We start from the raw sequence: 17,387 nt of genomic DNA on the forward strand, positions 1-17,387 counted from the left end.
CTTGATCTTAGGTGTAAATTCGGTACTGTCTGCATCTTTGACAGCAGCAAGTTTGTATACACCGCCGAATGCAGGATTATCGTTGGCGGTGATCAGCCGTGTTCCGACACCCCAGGAATTAATCTTGGCATCCTGAGCCTTCAGGCTCTCAATGAGATATTCGTCCAGATCGCTGGAAGCGGAAATAACTGCATCGTCAAATCCGGCAGCAGCAAGCATCTTATATGCTTCTTTGGAAAGGTAGGCAAGATCACCACTGTCGATACGGATACCGTATTTGGTAAGCGGAATACCTTCTTCGCGCATTTCCTCAAATACACGAATTGCATTTGGAACACCGGATTTCAGGACATCATAGGTATCTACCAGTAAGGTGCAGGCATTGGGATAAAGTTTGGCATAGGTTTTGAATGCGGTATATTCATCCGGGAAGCTCATGATCCAGCTGTGTGCGTGAGTTCCAAGGACCGGTACGTCGAACATTTTGCCTGTGAGAACACAGGAAGTACCGGCACATCCACCGATGACTGCGGCACGTGCGCCAAAGATACCTGCATCCGGTCCCTGGGCACGACGCAGACCAAATTCCATGATCGCATCACCTTTTGCAGCATAGCAAACACGGGCTGCTTTGGTAGCAATGAGGCTCTGGTGATTGATGATATTCAGGATTGCTGTCTCTACAAGCTGAGCTTCCATGATAGGTGCTACAACTTTGACAAGCGGTTCTCTTGGGAAGACAACTGTTCCCTCAGGAATTGCATAGATATCACCTGTGAAACGGAAGTTGCTTAAATATTCAAGGAAGTCCTCTTCAAAAGTATTCAGACTTCTGAGATATTCGATATCTTCATCTGTGAATTTAAGATTCTCAATATATTCAATCATCTGTTCCAGTCCGGCAGTGATGGCAAATGCACCTCCGCATGGATTGGTACGGTAAAACATATCGAAGATAACAGTCTGGTTTGTTGGGTTCTTAAAATAGCCCTGCATCATAGTAAGTTCATAAAGGTCTGTGAGCAGAGTAAGATTATTAGCTCTCATATATAGCTCTCCTTTTTGGTTAATAATAATATCTCATTATGAGAACAAAATTATTATTAAAATTTCCTCGTAAAAATATTTCCTGCTGTTTTAGAGTTCTGCGAAAGACATTATTATAAACAGCAATAAGTTTTTATTGATTATAGCATAATTTCACTCTGAGTACATAAAAAAAGTCCCGGAAATAGGCGGTATTTTCATGTTTTTGAAGAAAAATAAAAAAAATTAAAAAAATTTCAAAAAAGGGGTTGCATTTTCCGGAAGACTATTATATAATACCAATTGTCGCGAACGAAGTAGCGAAAACAAAACATAAAGGGCTATCGCCAAACGGTAAGGCAACGGACTCTGACTCCGTCAGTTCAAGGTTCGAATCCTTGTAGCCCTGCTAAATGAGACATCTCGGTATGAGGTGTCTTTTTTTTGTGTGACTTGAAGGAGTGTGGGTCTTTTTCCTTTTTTATTGAAAAATTTTGTAACCTATGTATAATTTTTTCGACTTATATAATAAGAAGATGATATCCTGCAGGAATAATCATATCTTATTGAAACAATAAAAGGAGAAATGCGGTGGAGGATATAAAAATTATCGAGTTGTTTTTTAACAGAGATGAAACGACAATTCAGGAGTTAAGCAATAAGTATTCGGGTTATTGTTATAAAATTGTATGGAATCTTTTAAATAATCATGAGGATGTGGAAGAATGTTTAAATGATACGTGGCTTGCTGCGTGGGAATATATACCACCCAGGAGGCCGTCTGTATTATCTGCATATGTTGGAAAAATTGCACGAGGATTTGCAATTGATTGTTTTCGTAAAAAGCAGGCTGCGAAGCGCATGGATGGGCATGTTGCTGACGTTTGTGGTGAAATGGATGAATTAAGCTTTTCTTATGTAGTGGATGAAAAAATCGCGGAAAAAGAACTGATAAAAATCATAGAAAATTTTCTGAGAAAACTGTCAGATTCAGACAGGGATATTTTTATCAGGCGTTATTGGTATCTGGATTCCATAAAGGATATTGCGAAAAGACATGGCGTATCCCAAGGGTGTATTAAAACAAATTTATGCCGTAATCGAAAAAAACTATATCGTATTTTGAAACGTGAGGTGTTGATATGAAAAAATACTTAGACTTTTCACAAGAGTTTGGAAAGGTTGATGAAGAACTGATAGCAGAAGCAGGAAAACCATGGACAATAAAGAGAGGCGATATTTTCAGGCTGTACAGGCGAAAAATCGGTCAGGCAGCAGCAATCCTTTTGGCTTTTATCACAGTGGCTGGTAATTCGCATGTTCAGGCGGCAGTTAAAGAATTTACTACAAAAATAGGAGAGCTGATGGGATTTTCCAAAGATTTGTCTGCCTATACAGAAGTGATAAATCAGGTACAGACAAAGAGTGGGATATCATTAACAATCAACGAAGTAATTTTGGATAATTATAGTTTGATTGTATCAGTAAAACCTGACTATGAAGAAAAAAAGAAAGAATCTCTATATTTATGGATTAATGATGAAAAAACATTGATTAATGGTAAGCGATATCAGAGTTTTAGCAGCACGACAAGGCTAATGGATTTGGACTCTTATACAAAATATGAGATGGATACAGAAATGGTTCTGATGCAGGAGTATGATGGTGTGGAACTGCCAGCTGGAGAAACAGAGATACATCTTGTTTTGGATGTGGGAAGTAGCGCGCCAATTTCTGAGAAAAATCGTTCTGAGAATATTACGGAGTTTGTTTATGACTTTACTATTACAGCAGAGCAATTAAAAGAGCAGACGATACGAAAGAAAATGAATATGGAAATTTCAGGTGGAGATGGAGGTAATCTGATTTTAAAGGAACTTGCGATGAACGATTTACATTCCAGGATTACGGCACTTGGGGTGACTCCGGATGATAAATGGCTTAATGAATATGAATTGAAACTGAAAGGCACAGATAGTTTTGGCAATCCAGTGAGTTTTGAAGGTGCAGGATTTGGACCGGAAAATGAATTGAGGTTCGAAACCAGTGTTTTTGGTGACTATGAAGAAGGCGATGTAGTTGATGAGGATAACTTCCAGATGTCGCTGCCAGACAAAAACTGTCAATATCTCGATTTACAATTGTATCAGAGAAAAATCCGGTGGGATTTACAATCAGCAGAACAACTGGATGATGAATATTATGTACAGGAAAAAACTGATTCTGACGAGATATATTCAAAAGAAAATAATTATGGATGGGAACCGGTTGGGGAGAAGTTTCGAATCCAAATAGATGAAGATTTAGATATTGCTGATAAAATTATTGGTGGTGCTGGTGAACCAACATATATAGATCTTAAGTAACCATTCAGCAGTCTATTATCTTGCAAGGATGCTGAACAGTTACTAAAAGATAGGTAGTGTAAAATAGTTTGTATTTTTTATGGCAGTTGCAAAGGAACAAATTCGACAGATCATCTCAGAAAACAACAGTAATAGCGTTGCAGATATATACACGCTTCTGAAAGAAAGTTTCAAGGATATCTTGCAGGAGCTGATATTGGATCACATAAAAATTCAGCAAATATTTTTGTCACAGGTGAAACTATGGAAAAAATGGGGATTTTTAGTTGTAAGGAGCTTATCTGGTAATTGAGAAAAGTATATCCATGGTAAAAAATCGAAATAAAGAATCTGATGAAGAAAACAACTATGTATCTCTGGAAGGTAGCACTAAGAATCAAAAGGCAAGAACGATAGAACTGAATAAAGAAGCAAAATATATCTTACAGAAAATAAAATACAGTCGGGACAGCAGTCTGCCAGATGAATTTATAGTGACCACAAAAACGGGAAAGATTAATACAGCTTCTAATTTAGAACACCGCATGAAAGTTATTATGAAAAATGCAGAATTACAGGGAGTTAAAGGTGGATTGCATATTTTCAGAAAAACATTTGCAACCAGAATGTATGAAAGTGGTGCACGAGTAGAGGAGATAGCTGCCTATATTGGTGATCTTGAGTCAACAACTCAAAAATATTATATTGCTATCCGTAAAAAGGTAGTTTCAAATGGAGAGGTACGACAGGTTGTTAAACTTCCCGGAATAAAAGAAGAGACAACTGTAGCGTAAAAGATTTGCTCAGCATAGGAGCTTTTGTCGAAATGTTTTTTCGAGGGAAACTTGCTGAAAATAGATGCTTGTGGTAACATAAAAATAGAAGAAGTAGAAGACATGCTTGCGGGAGATGATGATTATGGAACGGCAAACAGATATAGCCCAGACAATAGAACTGGCGGCAGACAGAGCACGATATGATGAATGTGCGAAAAAATTGCTGACGTATAAAGCAGTTATTGCCTGGATTTTGAAGTCTTGTACAAAAGAGTTTTCGCAGTATAGCGTAAAATTTATCTGCGATAATTGTCTGAATGAAAATGTGGAGTTATCGGAACATGCAGTCCATCAGGATCAGCTGAATCGTGATGAAAGACTAAATGGCGATAAACGTTTGGATGGTTTAAACACAGAGGCAAATGCTGTCAAAGACCAGACAGTGTATTATGATATTCGTTTTAAAGCAACCCTGCCAGAGAGCAAAGAGCCGGTACAGCTTATTATAAATCTGGAGATTCAGTTAAATGATACACCGGGATATCCACTGGTAACAAGAGGTTTCTACTATTGTGCCAGAATGATTTCAGAGCAGTATGGAACGGTCTTTACAGATGAACATTATGAGAAGATACAGAAGGTATATAGTATCTGGATATGTCCTGATCCGGCGAAGAAAAGGAAGAATGGAATATTCAGATATCATACCGTTGAAGATTCTGTTCGTGGTAACTCGTTTGTGAAATCAGAAGCATATGACCTTATGGAAGTTGTCATACTTAATCTTGGTGATGCGGATGAAAGCAGTGATCTGGAAATTCTGGATTTGTTAAATGTGCTGTTTTCAACAACTGCAACACCAGAAGAAAAGAAGAAACGTTTAAATGATGAGTTTGATATTGCAATGACAGCAGAGTTTGAAAGTGAGGTGCGTGATATGTGTAATTTAAGTAAAGCACTTGTTGAGCAGGGCATTGAACAAGGCATTGAACGGGGAATCGAACAAGGTATTGGAAAAGGAATCGAACAGAAAAATTTATCATTGGCAAAAATGATGATTGAAGGTAACGAACCAATAGATAAGATTGCGAAATATACAGGATATGGAATTGACAGAATCAAGGAAATTGCAGAACAGATGAAAACACCTGTATCAGTATAAGAAATCTTATAGGTCAATTTATAGGTCAATTTAAAAAATTATAAGGCGAGGAAGCCTGAATTTACAGGGATTCTGACGCATGTTCTGACGGACTCTGACTCCGTCAGTTCAAGGTTCGAATCCTTGTAGCCCTGCTACATGAGGCACCTCGGTATGAGGTGCTTTTTTGTGCTATAAGAGAAACTGAAATTTTTTGGAAGTGAAAGGTAAGATTAAGATGGAAAATTCGGGTAAAAAATATCAGATAGATACAGAAGAAAATAAAATGTTCTTAGGTGAATTGCAGAAAAATCTTTTAAATTTTGGAAAAGGATTTTTATCACCGGGAGGAAGTGCTTATTTCCTTGGGGATGATGGAACACCATGGAAAGACAGAAACAGAGAAACATGGATCACATGCCGTATGGTTCATGTATATAGTATGGGAATCATGCTTGGGGATAAAGAAAGTCCGGCACTGGTCCATGGTGCTGTACATGGATTACTGGAAGAACTGAAAGATCGTGAAAATGGAGGATGGTATCCGGGAATTACACCGGATAATAAATTCCTGCCAGATAAACAGTGTTATGCTCATGCATTTGTTCTTCTGGCTGCTTCTTCTGCTTTGCTGGCAGGAGAAAAAGATGCAGAAACTCTGCTTAAAGATGCATTGGAATTATTTGATAAACGGTTCTGGGATGAGAAACAGGGACTTACTTATGATACCTGGAATACAGAATTTACAGTTCTTGATGATTATCGCGGTCTTAACGCAAATATGCATACAGTAGAAGCGTTTCTGGCAGTAGCAGATGCAATAAAAGAAGAAAAGTACAGAATACGTGCAGGAAGAATTATAGATCATGTTATTGGATGGGCAAGCGCAAATGACTGGAGAATACCTGAACATTTTACAAAGGAATGGAAAGCTGATCTTGATTGCAATAAGGAATGTCCTGCTGATCGTTTTAAACCTTATGGAGCAACACCGGGCCATGGAATTGAGTGGGCCAGATTGATCGTGCAGTGGGCATATTCTTCTTATAAAGATACCCCTGATTCTGCAGAAGTATATTTAAAAGCTGCAGAGAAACTCTACAACAGAGCAGTTGAAGATTCCTGGAATGTGGATGGAAATCCTGGAATTGTGTATACGACTGACTGGGATGGAAAACCTGTTGTTCATGACAGAATGCATTGGACATTGGCAGAGGCAATCAATACATCAGCAGTCTTATGTCATATAACTCATAAGCAGAAATATGCAAAAGATTATGAAGAGTTTATGAGATACCTGGATGATAAGGTATTGGATCATAAAAATGGTTCCTGGTTTCATCAGTTAGATGAAAATAATAATGTGATAGGAACAGTATGGCCGGGAAAATCAGATGTATATCATGCTTTTCAGTCAACCTGGATCCCATATGGAACACCATATATATCAATTGCTTCAGATGTAAAACAGTATATGGAAGTATGCCATCAATAAAGTAAGTGTTTATTTGTACCCGGCGTACAAGATTTCTGTAAAATGCAGCCAGAACCTGACGGAACAAGGTTCTGGCTGCATTTTACTTCAGGATGATAAAAAGAATGATGTGGGTAACTATTTTTTAATCTCCGGCTGGAATTCTTTTACATCTTTGGCAATCTCGCCGCTTAACAGGAGCATGCAGATCAGGTTCGGGATAGCCATCAGTGCGTTGGCGATATCGGAGAAGTTCCATACCAGAGCTCCGGGACCACCGGAAACCATGGCTGTGGCAACACCGACGATATTTCCGGTACCGATGGTGGCTGCCAGTGCGGTTGTCAGTGCGGAAAAAGGAGATACATCTCCCTGTCCGCGGCTCTTGGTGCGGGCTTCCTTGCTGAGTGTGCTTTTCAGTGCATAGCCAAGGTTACGCCATGTAAGAAATCTGGTGCGCACAGTCAGGAAGATACCGGTTCCGACCAACAGGATCAGCATCACCGGTCCCCAGACAAAGTCATCAATTCTGGTAACAATTTCTTTATAAAATACTTCGAAGATTTACAGAGCTGAATATCCGTAGCTGCTGACAATGGCATCGATTTTTTGCTGCCTCTGACACATTGGACATTTTGTAGATGAATAGGAATGATAGTCCGGTATATCTTTGGTGTTAAAAATAGAATATACAGGGAGAGAAGCCACGCTGTCTACTCTGCTGAATATGGCTGCGATACCTCTGATAGTGCCTCCGTAATACAGAATGCTCTCGATTGCTTTGGACAAAGTAGAGCCTGTGGTAATCGAACCATTGAGGATCAGTACATTTTTGCCCTTGATCATTGGCTGAAAATTATCACGGAAGATAATCTGTCCGGAATTGCTGGATTCAGGAGTAATCACGTAGATCGTCTGATGAGCATTCAGGGAAAAAATGCCGGCTTTGGTAAGTTCTTCAGAAAGATATGCGCCAATTACTTCCAGTCCGTCCATACAGATAATGGTATCAACAGGAGTAGATACTTCATAATTAGCAGCCAGTTCGTGAGCAATATTCTGTGCTTCGGCAGTTCTGGATTTCATAGTTGTAAGATCCAGATAGTGAGTGATATGTGACTGAGATGTGACGAAATGTCCGGGAATTACCTTCAGCTGAATGCGGCTGTCACCACGGGCGTAGATTTTTGTCATGTTTTCCAGATTCATAAGAATACCTCCCTCGTTGAAAAAAAACGTGTAACTGTTCAGTAGCTTTGCGGTTAGCAGACCATTGAACAGTTATAAATCAGTACACTAGAGTGTGTCTGAAAAATCATTCCCGCAATCTGCACGCCCCACTTTGCGGGATATTTCACCCAAATTCAGTTGCCGTAGCCCGCTACGGCGCCCTCATCCGGGCAAAATATACCACAAATTGTGACGCACATCTTGCAGAAAGCCTTTTTCAGACACGCTCTAATCTTGTAAAACATTGTAGCATTGTTTTGCCGAAAAATAAATAATATTGTACAAAATCAATAAAAAATTATGCGATATGTATGAAGATTGTTAATAAAATACCAAAAAACATATAACGATGATCCCCTGGTGCGTTGATGGAAGTATTATTTACGAGGGTTGCTATAGATTGGTTGTGAGTTATGGAGAATGGAATAAACAGTGATGGGTGTGGAAATGGGAAACAGAAGAGAATATTCTATAGAAGTAATATATGTGAAATGATATAATGATTTTCAGTCTATTATTGACTGTCAGAAAAAGAGAAAAGATGAGATAAAAAATGTATACAGCAGAACGAATAGAAGAATTGGATGAAAATAGGAGCCTGATAAAAGTGACAGATTAACAGCCTGATATTTTGACTGCGAAAAGTGAATAATCATAAGAAAATCTTAAGAATTTGTCCCTTTCATATTAAGATGCTTCGATTATTCTAATAGCAGAAACACAAAATAAGAAGCCGGAGTGTCTGTAATGAGAGATTTCAGACAGGCATTTCGGATGATGAGGGAGGTGTGTAAAGTGGCGAATATTCTGGTCTGTGATGATGATAAAGACATTGTAGAGGCAATCAGTATTTATCTGGAGCAGGAAGGCTATACGGTCCTGAAGGCATACGACGGTGTGGAGGCGATTAACGTATTGCGCAGTCAGCCGGTGGATCTGCTGATCATAGATATTATGATGCCGAAGTTGGATGGCATCCGGGCTACTTTGAAGATAAGGGAAGAGAATCCTCTTCCGATCATTATTCTTTCTGCAAAATCAGAAGATGCAGATAAGATCCTTGGATTAAATGTAGGAGCAGATGATTATGTGACAAAACCTTTTAATCCGCTGGAACTGGTGGCGAGGGTGAAATCACAGCTTCGCAGATATACAAGGCTGGGAGCAGCAATACCTGTGGAGAATGCTCATATCTACGAGACAGGAGGTCTGAGTATAAACGATGATCTGAAGGAAGTCAGGGTAGACGGTGATGTGGTAAAGCTGACACCTATTGAGTACAATATCCTGTTTCTTCTGATGAAGAATCAGGGAAGGGTATTTTCTATTAATCAGATTTATGAAAATATCTGGAATGAGGAAGCAGTTGCTGCAGATAATACGGTGGCAGTGCATATCCGGCATATCAGAGAAAAAATTGAGATTAATCCAAGGGAGCCAAGATACCTGAAGGTTGTGTGGGGACTTGGATATAAGGTGGAAAAAATTTAACCAAATCAAGTAAGTCCCCTGCTTCAATTGCGAAAAGCAATAAGCAGTGGGTGGGGACTTGCTTGTATCAGGAGGTGTGCAAGCACATTCTGATAAACTGTGAAGCAGTTATTTGGTTATGAGCAAGTAGCAAAGCGGATTGCGAATATCCGCTTGACAAAGCAATAAATTAAATAAAAAAGGAAAGGGACAAACATTATGAAGGGAAAAGGATACAGAAGCAGTTCTGTCAAGGCAATCTGGATCGTGATCGCGCATCTGGCAGCAGTTGCAGCAGCAGTCTGTGTAGCTATGTTTGTGATGATCTATCAGACTGGAATCCGCCTGGATGACAGAGGCAAAAGTTACACAGAATCAGAAGCATTTGAGAAACAGGTCAGCAACAGAGGATCAGATATTCTGGTCAGTCTGGCAGCGCAGGATGACATTAACTATCTGAAAAATGCTGGTTCATCGGCAGTGATCGATCTGGCAGAATTTGAGGAAAAAGGAAACACCCGTGATTCCATCAGAGACCTTTCTCTGAAAAATACTTCCGGGCTTGCGTACTCTGTAAGTGATCTTCTGGAGTGGGGAAAAGACTGGGAGGCAAACTATTATGAAGGTGTTTATGACGAAGATTCACAGGTCATAAGATGTGAATCTTCTGACGGAACCAGCCACTATTTTTATCGGACTGACTTTAAAAAGATGGTGGCAGATGGAACACTGAAAATTAATTACAATACAGATTTTCTTGAAGAAGATGATTTCGAATCAAAGACCGAGTCCGAGAAACTGGATACCGTAGCAGATGAACTTTATTACAGATATACCTCACAATCAGAGAATATCGGCAACGTTACGGATACCAGAACAAACACAGAATATCCGGGATGTTTTTTCGTAGAACTGAGTCAGCTGGACGAGAAATTTGCACCACAGGGAGCTGAGAATATCCTGGATGCGGTAAACAAAAGCACGGAATGGAATGGGAGACTGGAGGATGCATATAAGGAGTTATTCACACTTCTGGACTGCATCCGTGCCATACAGTCAGATGAACAGTTCAATGATTATGAAACATCACTGGCATCCGTCTTTCACAGCGTGGGAGACTATACCGAAGGGAGTACCAACCTCACATATCTTTTCGCAGATAAAGAAACACAGACAATCTATACAAATAAAAAAGCGTACAGCAGTTACGCACAGCTGGAGCAGAACCTTGAGAAAATATTTAAGGAAAAAGCATATGCAGTTGTTTACCCGGAATTAAGTGAGTGTGTTACAAATATTCCGGATGCAGATCTGCAGGTGTGGAATCATACCATTGATCAGAGCTTTGACACAAAGGATTTTGTGTTTGCAGTTTCGGTTGATACGAAATTTTCTGTGGCAGATTCCATGGCTGATGAGGCAGAGAACTATGAGACATATTCAAAGCTTATGTTTCCGATGCTGGCAGGAGCAATCTTCGGAAGTGTGCTCTGGCTGATCGGTATGGTGTGGCTGACTGTGACAGCAGGAAGGAAACCGAAGGATGAAGAAATCCATCTGAATGGATTTGACAGATGGTATACAGAAATTGCGGCAGGAGCAGTGATCGGTATATGGCTGGCAGGAACGATCATATCGGGAACGTTGATCGCCAACTCATCATTGGGTTACAGTCATGCAGTGGTGACAGTGATTGTTACCTGTCTCATATGTGGGACTTATACAATGGCATGGTTCCTGATCGGATATCTCAGTCTGGTAAGAAGAATAAAAGCAGGAACCTTATGGAAAAACAGTCTGATTAGAACAGTTCTGAAATGGATTGGAAAATGCAGTGGGAAGCTTTCCGATTTTGCCAGAGCTTTTTCCAGAAATACAGCAGAAAAAATAAAAGTTCTGCTTGTGGGAGGAGCATTTTTATTCTTGCAGTTCCTGATCATTGGTTGCGGATTCACAGGTGCAGGAGTATTCCTGATAATATTACTGATCGTAGATGCGGCTGCGGTGATTTTTATCATCAGAAAAGCGGATGGGCTGGATCTTATTATGGATGGTCTGAAGAAAATAAGCGATGGAGAACTGCAATATAAGATCAAAACAGATACACTTACAGGAAAACAGAAGGTGATGGCAGAATATATCAACAATATTGGCAGTGGTCTGGATGCTGCTGTGGAGAACAGCCTGAAAAAGGAAAGAATGCAGACAGAGCTGATCACAAATGTTTCCCATGATCTGAAAACACCTTTGACTTCCATTATTAATTATGTAGATTTGATGAAACGTGAGAACCCGACAGATCCGAAAATACAGGAATATCTTCGCATCCTGGATGAGAAATCCCAGAGACTGAAGGTGCTCACAGAGGATGTGGTAGAGGCATCCAAGGCAAGCACCGGAAACATCAAACTGGAGATGAATGATATTGATTTTGTGGAAATGGTGCAGCAGGTGATCGGAGAATTTGAAGAGAAATTCCAGGAGAAGAACCTGACTATGATGGTACATTTCACAGACGAACCGTCCATTATCTACGCAGATGGTCAGAGAATGTGGCGTGTTCTGGAAAACGTATTCGGCAATGTTGTGAAGTACGCAATGGAAGGCACCAGAGTTTATGCAGAGATCAGCAACAGAAATAAAAAAGTAACCTTTTCTCTGAAAAATATTTCAGCACAGCCTTTGAATATCTCTGCAGATGAACTGACAGAACGATTTATCAGAGGAGATGTGGCGAGAAATACAGAAGGAAGTGGACTGGGTCTTTCTATTGCAAAGAGCCTGACAGAGCTGCAGGGCGGTGAGTTTAAGCTGTATCTGGATGGGGATCTGTTTAAGGTGATGATTACATTTGCGGCGAAAAAATAAAAGTAAGGGAAATATATTGGAAAAATTCTCTGGTAAATATAGGATGTGTCTGATAAAATAAATATAATAGCAGATTTAAAGTGTGGGAAAATATACAGAATAGTTTGTAGATGTAAGTTATAGTATCGACATATTTATAACAGGGAGGTTTTTACATGAAGGTATTAAATTATGGTTCATTGAACGTGGATTATGTATATTCTGTGGATCACATTATTGTAGGAGGAGAAACACAGCACTCCTCCAAGTTGGAGGTTTTCAGTGGGGGAAAGGGACTGAATCAGTCTATAGCTCTGGCGAAGGCGGGCGTGCCGGTTTATCATGCGGGAATTGTAGGATCAGATGGGGATATTCTTCTGGATGCATGTAAGGAAGCGGGAGTGAATACCAAATATATCCGCAGACTGCCGGTTAAGGGTGGACATACCATGATCCAGGTAGATAAGAATGCACAGAACTGTATCATTCTTTATGGCGGAACAAATCAGATGCAGACCAGGGAATTTGTAGACGAAGTGCTTGCAGATTTTGGTGAGGGAGATTATCTGCTTCTCCAGAATGAAATCAATATGCTGGATTATATTATTGATCAGGCATATGAGAAAAAAATGAAGATTATCATGAATCCATCTCCATTTGATGATAAGCTGAACACCTGTGATTTGGGTAAAATATATCTGTTTTTGCTGAATGAAATTGAAGGTGAGCAGATTACAGGATACAAGGATAAGGATCAGATCCTGTATGCCATGGCAGAGAAATTTCCGAATGCCCGTTTTGTGCTGACACTGGGCAGCGACGGAGCTGTTTATTATGACGGAAAGGAAAAAGTCTTCCAGGATATCTTCGAGGTAAAAGCTGTGGATACCACAGCCGCAGGTGATACGTTTACCGGATATTTCATTGCAGCAGTTATTGAAGACAGAAGTGTTCAGGAGGCTCTGAGGATGGCTGCCAAGGCTTCTTCCATTGCAGTCTCCAGACCGGGGGCAACTCCTTCCATCCCGGCAATGGATGAAGTGAAAGGAAAACTGGGGATGCAGGATTTTAATAAAACAGAATAAGAAAAGAACAGAACAGGCAGATGCTGGATATGCAGCTGTCTGTTTTCTTTATTTTGTCGAAAGATTATAGCAATTCCATAAAATAATGCAATCGAGACAGTTCAGCAGAGTGCGAAGGACAAGGAAGATACCTGCAGTCGTGCTGACGCACGGCAAAGATATCTGACGCAGGACTTCACACTATGATGGACTGAATTGTTTGCAGTAATTTATAGAATTGCTATAGGCTTATGGTTTGCTATGCCTGAGAGTATAATAAAAACTATATTTTCGAATTATTTACAGATAAATATTCTTGGCAGTTCTGCAAAAAAATTCCAGTTTATATAACGATTTGTAAAAAATATGGGTTAGTAAATGATATTGACATTATGGCATATATACCATAAAATAAAAGAGGTATTGGATGAAAAATTTTAAAATGATTTTTTATGAGGCGATAACTGGGGAATGTCCTATAGAAGAGTTTCAGGACTCTCTTGATAAGAAAATGCGTGTAAAGTTAATAGGAATGCTGGAAATTCCGGAAGAAAAGGGAAATATGCTAAGAGAACCCTACAGTAAATCTCTGGGAGAAGGAATTTTCAAATTAAGATGTGAATTTGAGAATGATATCACAAGAGTTTTATATTTTTTATTTATGAGAGAAAGACAATATTGACAGATGGTTTTATAAACAAGACCAGAAAAATACCAATAGAACAAATTCAGACAACAAAAGTAAGGTGAAAAGATTTTTTAGAAAGGATGGAGCAGAATGAAAACGTTTAAAGACTATAAAAAGCAGCAAATGCAGGATACGGAATTGGGCAGGGAATATGAAGCAATCCAGCCGGAGATGGACGTAATCAGGGCTATTGTTAATGCAAGGACTTCTCAGAATCTGACACAAAATGAACTGGCCAAAAGAACTGGAATTAATCAGGCAGATATCAGTAAACTGGAAAATGGAACGAGAAATCCATCTATAAATCTTTTAAAACGTCTGGCAGAAGGAATGGGAATGAATCTTAAGATCGAATTTGTTCCAAAGCAAAAGATATAAAAATGCGTTTATATGACTTTTAGATAACAGAAGCGAATTATATTAAAAAATCATAGCGACATAAGAAAAGAGGACATAAAAAATGAATTACAGTTTTAACAGCAGAGTCAGATACAGTGAGACAGGTGAGAACGGAAAACTGACATTACCAGGGGTCTTGAATTATTTTCAGGATTGCTGTACATTTCATGCGGAATCAGTCGGGCTTGGAGGAGACGTGCTGAAGGCAAGAGACAGAGCGTGGGTTCTTTCTTCCTGGCAGGTGATAGTGGAGGAATATCCTGCTATGGGAACGGAAATCAGGATCACGACAGCACCTTATGATTTCAAAGGATTCATGGGTATGCGTAATTTCACCATAGAGACAATGGATGGGAAGAAGCTTGCCTGGGCGAACTCCAACTGGACACATCTGGCCATCAGTACAGGAATTCCGGCGAGACTGACACCTGCAGATACAGACAATTACATACTCGGTGAAAAGCTGGAAATGGCTTATGCACCGAGGAAAATCAAACTTCCGGATGACATGATTTCGCAGGAATCCTTCACAGTGCAGAAGCATCATCTTGATACCAATCATCATGTAAACAACTGTCAGTATATCTGTATGGCAGAAGATTTCCTGCCGGAAGATCTCAAAGTATACCAGATGCGTGCAGAGTATAAGATGCAGGCAAAGCTTGGGGATATAATCTGTCCGAAAGCAAAAACAGAAACGGGAAAAGTGATTGTATCGCTTGATGATACAGACGGAAAAGCATACGCAATTATAGAATTTCAGCAAAAATAACGGTAAAAATCCTCCGGACAGGATGAATAGCAGGACAGAATTGACAAATATATTTCTGAAACAAGAAGTGGTTTTGTGAGAGATTTTTCTGAGAAATTGTTTACAAACCACATAAAACAATATATAATGCACTTGTAAACAACAAGAAACAACGTATTGCTAAAAATAAACAACATAAAACCACAAAGAGCGGAGGAAATATATATTATGAAAATTTTGGAATCTAAATTCGTACAGGGATTTATCAAAATGGCAAATGATGGTTATCTTCAGGGATGGCATGAGAGAAACGGCGGAAACTTAAGCTATCGTCTGAAACCGGAGGAAGTAGAGATGATCCGCCCCCGTCTGAATACACCTGGAGAATGGACACCGATCGGGGTAGAGGTTCCTGGTCTGGCAGGGGAGTTTTTCCTTGTAACAGGAAGCGGTAAATATTTCAGAAATATTATCGTGGATCCCGAAGTATGTCTTGCAATCATTGAACTGGATGAGACAGGAACAAATTACAGAATCCGCTGGGGCCTGGTTGAGGGCGGCAGACCTACCAGTGAGCTTCCGACTCATCTGATGAATCATGAAGTGAAGAAGAAACTGACAAACGGAAAACATCGTGTTATTTATCATGCACATACGACAAATACAATTGCTCTGACATTTGTTCTGCCACTGGATGATAAGATCTTTACAAGAGAGTTATGGGAATCTGCTACAGAGTGTCCGGTTGTATTCCCGGACGGCGTAGGTGTTGTCGGCTGGATGGTACCGGGTGGAAGAGAAATTGCCATAAGAACAGCAGAATTAATGAAGAAATATGATGTTGTTATCTGGGCACATCATGGAATGTTCTGCTCAGGTGAAGATTTTGACCTGACATTTGGTCTGCTCCATACGGTAGAAAAATCTGCAGAGATCCTGGTGAAGATTCTTTCTATGACTCCAAATAAACTTCAGACTATTACACCGGACAATTTCCGTTCACTTGCAAAAGATTTCAAGGTAAGTCTGCCTGAAGAGTTTCTGTATGAGAAACAGTAAAATAATCAACATACAAGTTGGTACATGTACCGTACAAGTGCTATAATACAGATATTAAGAGATTTTCCGGGTGGGATATGCAGAAAAAAGCCGGAACATCTGAAAGCTGTTGTAAAAGAATATCTGAAAAGCAAAAGGAGAGGTACGAATCATGCTGGAGAAATTAAAAGAGGAAGTTTACAAAGCAAACATGGATCTTCCAAAATACGGACTTGTTACATTTACATGGGGAAATGTAAGCGGAATCGACAGAGAATCAGGACTTTTTGTCATCAAACCAAGTGGAGTTGATTATGATCTGCTGACACCGGATGATATGGTTGTTGTAGACCTGAATGGAAATAAGGTAGAAGGAAAATACAATCCATCTTCTGATACAGCAACTCATGTAGAATTGTACAAAGCATTCCCGAATATCGGAGGAGTTGTACATACACATTCTTCATGGGCAACAAGCTGGGCACAGGCCGGAAGAGCAATCCCATGTTATGGAACCACACATGCAGATTATATTTATGGTGAAGTTCCATGCGCACGCTGCCTGGAAGGCAAGGAATTTGAAGAATATGAGAAAAATACAGGACTTCTGATCGTAGACCTGTTTAAGGACAAAGATTATGAAGCAGTACCTGCAGTACTTTGCAAAAATCATGGACCATTTGCATGGGGTAAGGATGCTCATGAAGCAGTACATAATGCAGTTGTTCTTGAGGAAGTTGCCAAGATGGCATCCCGCTGTGAGCTGATCAATCCACAGGTAAAACCTGCACCACAGGATCTGCAGGATAAGCACTACTTCAGAAAACATGGTGCAAATGCATATTATGGACAGGAAAATAAATAATTGCTGATCTGAAAATAAAAGATATGAACTTGTTAAAGATATAAAAAATCTCCCGGATAAGAGTAAGCGCTTCTCTTATCCGGGAGATTTTTTGTAGCAGAAGAAACAAGGAAAATTCTTCTGCCATATTGCAGAAAGTCCGGGCAATTTTCTGCAACTTTATCGAAGGAGGAGAACGTTTCAGGGCAGACCGTTAGCATGAATGCAAAAGATGTCATGATCCTTGAAAGATAATAACAGCCGAACTTTAATATTGTATGGTTCGTTTAATTT

General features: G+C 39.7%; 16 protein-coding genes, 1 tRNA gene and 2 pseudogenes. 15 read left to right on the forward strand and 4 right to left on the reverse strand.

Annotated features, from left to right (window positions below; translation table 11 throughout):
* Positions 1-1,047: nicotinate phosphoribosyltransferase (locus tag AC075L_RS03885; RefSeq protein WP_476387169.1), on the reverse strand; the 1,047-nt coding region annotated here is incomplete at its 3' end.
* 316 nt (positions 1,048-1,363) lie between these two features.
* Here AC075L_RS03885 and AC075L_RS03890 point away from each other — a divergent pair.
* From AC075L_RS03890 to AC075L_RS03915, 6 genes are all read left to right on the forward strand, one after another.
* Positions 1,364-1,435, forward strand: a tRNA-Gln gene (locus AC075L_RS03890).
* A gap of 182 nt (positions 1,436-1,617) precedes the next feature.
* On the forward strand, positions 1,618-2,172 hold the full coding sequence (locus tag AC075L_RS03895; RefSeq protein WP_476387170.1) for an RNA polymerase sigma factor: 555 nt from the start codon (positions 1,618-1,620) through the stop codon (positions 2,170-2,172).
* Entirely contained in the window at positions 2,169-3,392 is a 1,224-nt protein-coding gene (locus tag AC075L_RS03900) for a DUF4179 domain-containing protein (RefSeq protein ID WP_025578996.1), read from the forward strand. The genes AC075L_RS03895 and AC075L_RS03900 overlap by 4 nt, the downstream gene beginning before the upstream one ends.
* 305 nt (positions 3,393-3,697) lie before the next feature.
* The gene (locus AC075L_RS03905) at positions 3,698-4,165 is read left to right on the forward strand and encodes a tyrosine-type recombinase/integrase (protein WP_055058288.1); all 468 of its coding nucleotides are present in this window, start codon (positions 3,698-3,700) and stop codon (positions 4,163-4,165) included.
* Between the two features lie 124 nt (positions 4,166-4,289).
* Positions 4,290-5,309 (forward strand): PD-(D/E)XK nuclease family transposase, encoded by a 1,020-nt coding sequence (locus tag AC075L_RS03910; protein ID WP_055058289.1) that lies wholly within the window; start codon positions 4,290-4,292, stop codon positions 5,307-5,309.
* Positions 5,310-5,508: 199 nt separating this feature from the next.
* Positions 5,509-6,783, forward strand: a complete 1,275-nt coding sequence (locus AC075L_RS03915; protein ID WP_155512376.1) for an AGE family epimerase/isomerase — start codon at positions 5,509-5,511, stop codon at positions 6,781-6,783.
* A 117-nt stretch (positions 6,784-6,900) separates the two neighbouring features.
* On the opposite strand, the gene AC075L_RS03920 is transcribed toward AC075L_RS03915, so the two are convergent.
* The 3 genes and pseudogenes from AC075L_RS03920 to AC075L_RS03930 form a co-directional block, all read right to left on the reverse strand.
* Positions 6,901-7,263, reverse strand: a complete 363-nt coding sequence (locus AC075L_RS03920) for an alanine:cation symporter family protein (RefSeq protein WP_025579005.1) — start codon at positions 7,261-7,263, stop codon at positions 6,901-6,903.
* A 63-nt stretch (positions 7,264-7,326) separates the two neighbouring features.
* Positions 7,327-7,971: a phosphoribosyltransferase gene (locus tag AC075L_RS03925; protein WP_008707815.1), complete on the reverse strand. Its 645-nt coding sequence runs from the start codon at positions 7,969-7,971 to the stop codon at positions 7,327-7,329.
* A 53-nt stretch (positions 7,972-8,024) separates the two neighbouring features.
* Positions 8,025-8,192 (reverse strand): annotated as a pseudogene (locus AC075L_RS03930) (DUF6783 domain-containing protein).
* On the opposite strand from AC075L_RS03930, the pseudogene AC075L_RS03935 reads away from it, so the two are divergent.
* The 9 genes and pseudogenes from AC075L_RS03935 to AC075L_RS03975 all read left to right on the forward strand — a co-directional run.
* Positions 8,130-8,267 (forward strand): annotated as a pseudogene (locus AC075L_RS03935) (DUF6783 domain-containing protein); the annotation flags it as partial. The pseudogenes AC075L_RS03930 and AC075L_RS03935 sit on opposite strands and share 63 nt — an antisense overlap.
* A gap of 520 nt (positions 8,268-8,787) precedes the next feature.
* Complete coding sequence (locus tag AC075L_RS03940; protein WP_118593552.1) at positions 8,788-9,483, forward strand: response regulator transcription factor; 696 nt, start codon at positions 8,788-8,790, stop codon at positions 9,481-9,483.
* 198 nt (positions 9,484-9,681) lie between these two features.
* Positions 9,682-12,330, forward strand: coding sequence for a sensor histidine kinase (locus AC075L_RS03945; RefSeq protein ID WP_118593541.1), 2,649 nt, complete (start codon positions 9,682-9,684; stop codon positions 12,328-12,330).
* A 155-nt stretch (positions 12,331-12,485) separates the two neighbouring features.
* A complete protein-coding gene (locus AC075L_RS03950) occupies positions 12,486-13,394 on the forward strand; it encodes a ribokinase (RefSeq protein WP_118593542.1) in 909 nt (302 codons plus the stop codon).
* Between the two features lie 406 nt (positions 13,395-13,800).
* Complete coding sequence (locus tag AC075L_RS03955; protein WP_320055378.1) at positions 13,801-14,055, forward strand: type II toxin-antitoxin system RelE/ParE family toxin; 255 nt, start codon at positions 13,801-13,803, stop codon at positions 14,053-14,055.
* A 96-nt stretch (positions 14,056-14,151) separates the two neighbouring features.
* Positions 14,152-14,439 carry a helix-turn-helix domain-containing protein gene (locus AC075L_RS03960; RefSeq protein ID WP_118593543.1) on the forward strand — a complete coding sequence of 96 codons (288 nt, stop codon included), beginning with the start codon at positions 14,152-14,154 and terminating at the stop codon, positions 14,437-14,439.
* An 82-nt stretch (positions 14,440-14,521) separates the two neighbouring features.
* On the forward strand, positions 14,522-15,232 hold the full coding sequence (locus tag AC075L_RS03965) for an acyl-[acyl-carrier-protein] thioesterase (protein WP_118593544.1): 711 nt from the start codon (positions 14,522-14,524) through the stop codon (positions 15,230-15,232).
* Positions 15,233-15,439: 207 nt separating this feature from the next.
* Positions 15,440-16,270, forward strand: coding sequence for a rhamnulose-1-phosphate aldolase (gene rhaD, locus AC075L_RS03970; RefSeq protein ID WP_118593545.1), 831 nt, complete (start codon positions 15,440-15,442; stop codon positions 16,268-16,270).
* Positions 16,271-16,421: 151 nt separating this feature from the next.
* Entirely contained in the window at positions 16,422-17,114 is a 693-nt protein-coding gene (locus AC075L_RS03975) for an L-ribulose-5-phosphate 4-epimerase (RefSeq protein ID WP_118593546.1), read from the forward strand.
* Positions 17,115-17,387: the final 273 nt, after the last annotated feature.

It is taken from the genome of Blautia sp. ZXY-1-B12 (genome assembly GCF_056339915.1).

Bases quoted from the DNA above. Each gene is read 5' to 3' on its own strand.
- AC075L_RS03900 (WP_025578996.1), top strand. From the start codon at position 2,169: ATGAAAAAATACTTAGACTTTTCACAAGAGTTTGGAAAGGTTGATGAA.
- AC075L_RS03905 (WP_055058288.1), top strand. From the start codon at position 3,698: ATGGTAAAAAATCGAAATAAAGAATCTGATGAAGAAAACAACTATGTA.
- AC075L_RS03910 (WP_055058289.1), top strand. From the start codon at position 4,290: ATGGAACGGCAAACAGATATAGCCCAGACAATAGAACTGGCGGCAGAC.
- AC075L_RS03920 (WP_025579005.1), bottom strand. From the start codon at position 7,263: ATGCTGATCCTGTTGGTCGGAACCGGTATCTTCCTGACTGTGCGCACC.
- AC075L_RS03925 (WP_008707815.1), bottom strand. From the start codon at position 7,971: ATGAATCTGGAAAACATGACAAAAATCTACGCCCGTGGTGACAGCCGC.
- AC075L_RS03945 (WP_118593541.1), top strand. From the start codon at position 9,682: ATGAAGGGAAAAGGATACAGAAGCAGTTCTGTCAAGGCAATCTGGATC.
- AC075L_RS03950 (WP_118593542.1), top strand. From the start codon at position 12,486: ATGAAGGTATTAAATTATGGTTCATTGAACGTGGATTATGTATATTCT.
- AC075L_RS03955 (WP_320055378.1), top strand. From the start codon at position 13,801: ATGAAAAATTTTAAAATGATTTTTTATGAGGCGATAACTGGGGAATGT.
- AC075L_RS03960 (WP_118593543.1), top strand. From the start codon at position 14,152: ATGAAAACGTTTAAAGACTATAAAAAGCAGCAAATGCAGGATACGGAA.
- AC075L_RS03965 (WP_118593544.1), top strand. From the start codon at position 14,522: ATGAATTACAGTTTTAACAGCAGAGTCAGATACAGTGAGACAGGTGAG.
- rhaD (WP_118593545.1), top strand. From the start codon at position 15,440: ATGAAAATTTTGGAATCTAAATTCGTACAGGGATTTATCAAAATGGCA.
- AC075L_RS03975 (WP_118593546.1), top strand. From the start codon at position 16,422: ATGCTGGAGAAATTAAAAGAGGAAGTTTACAAAGCAAACATGGATCTT.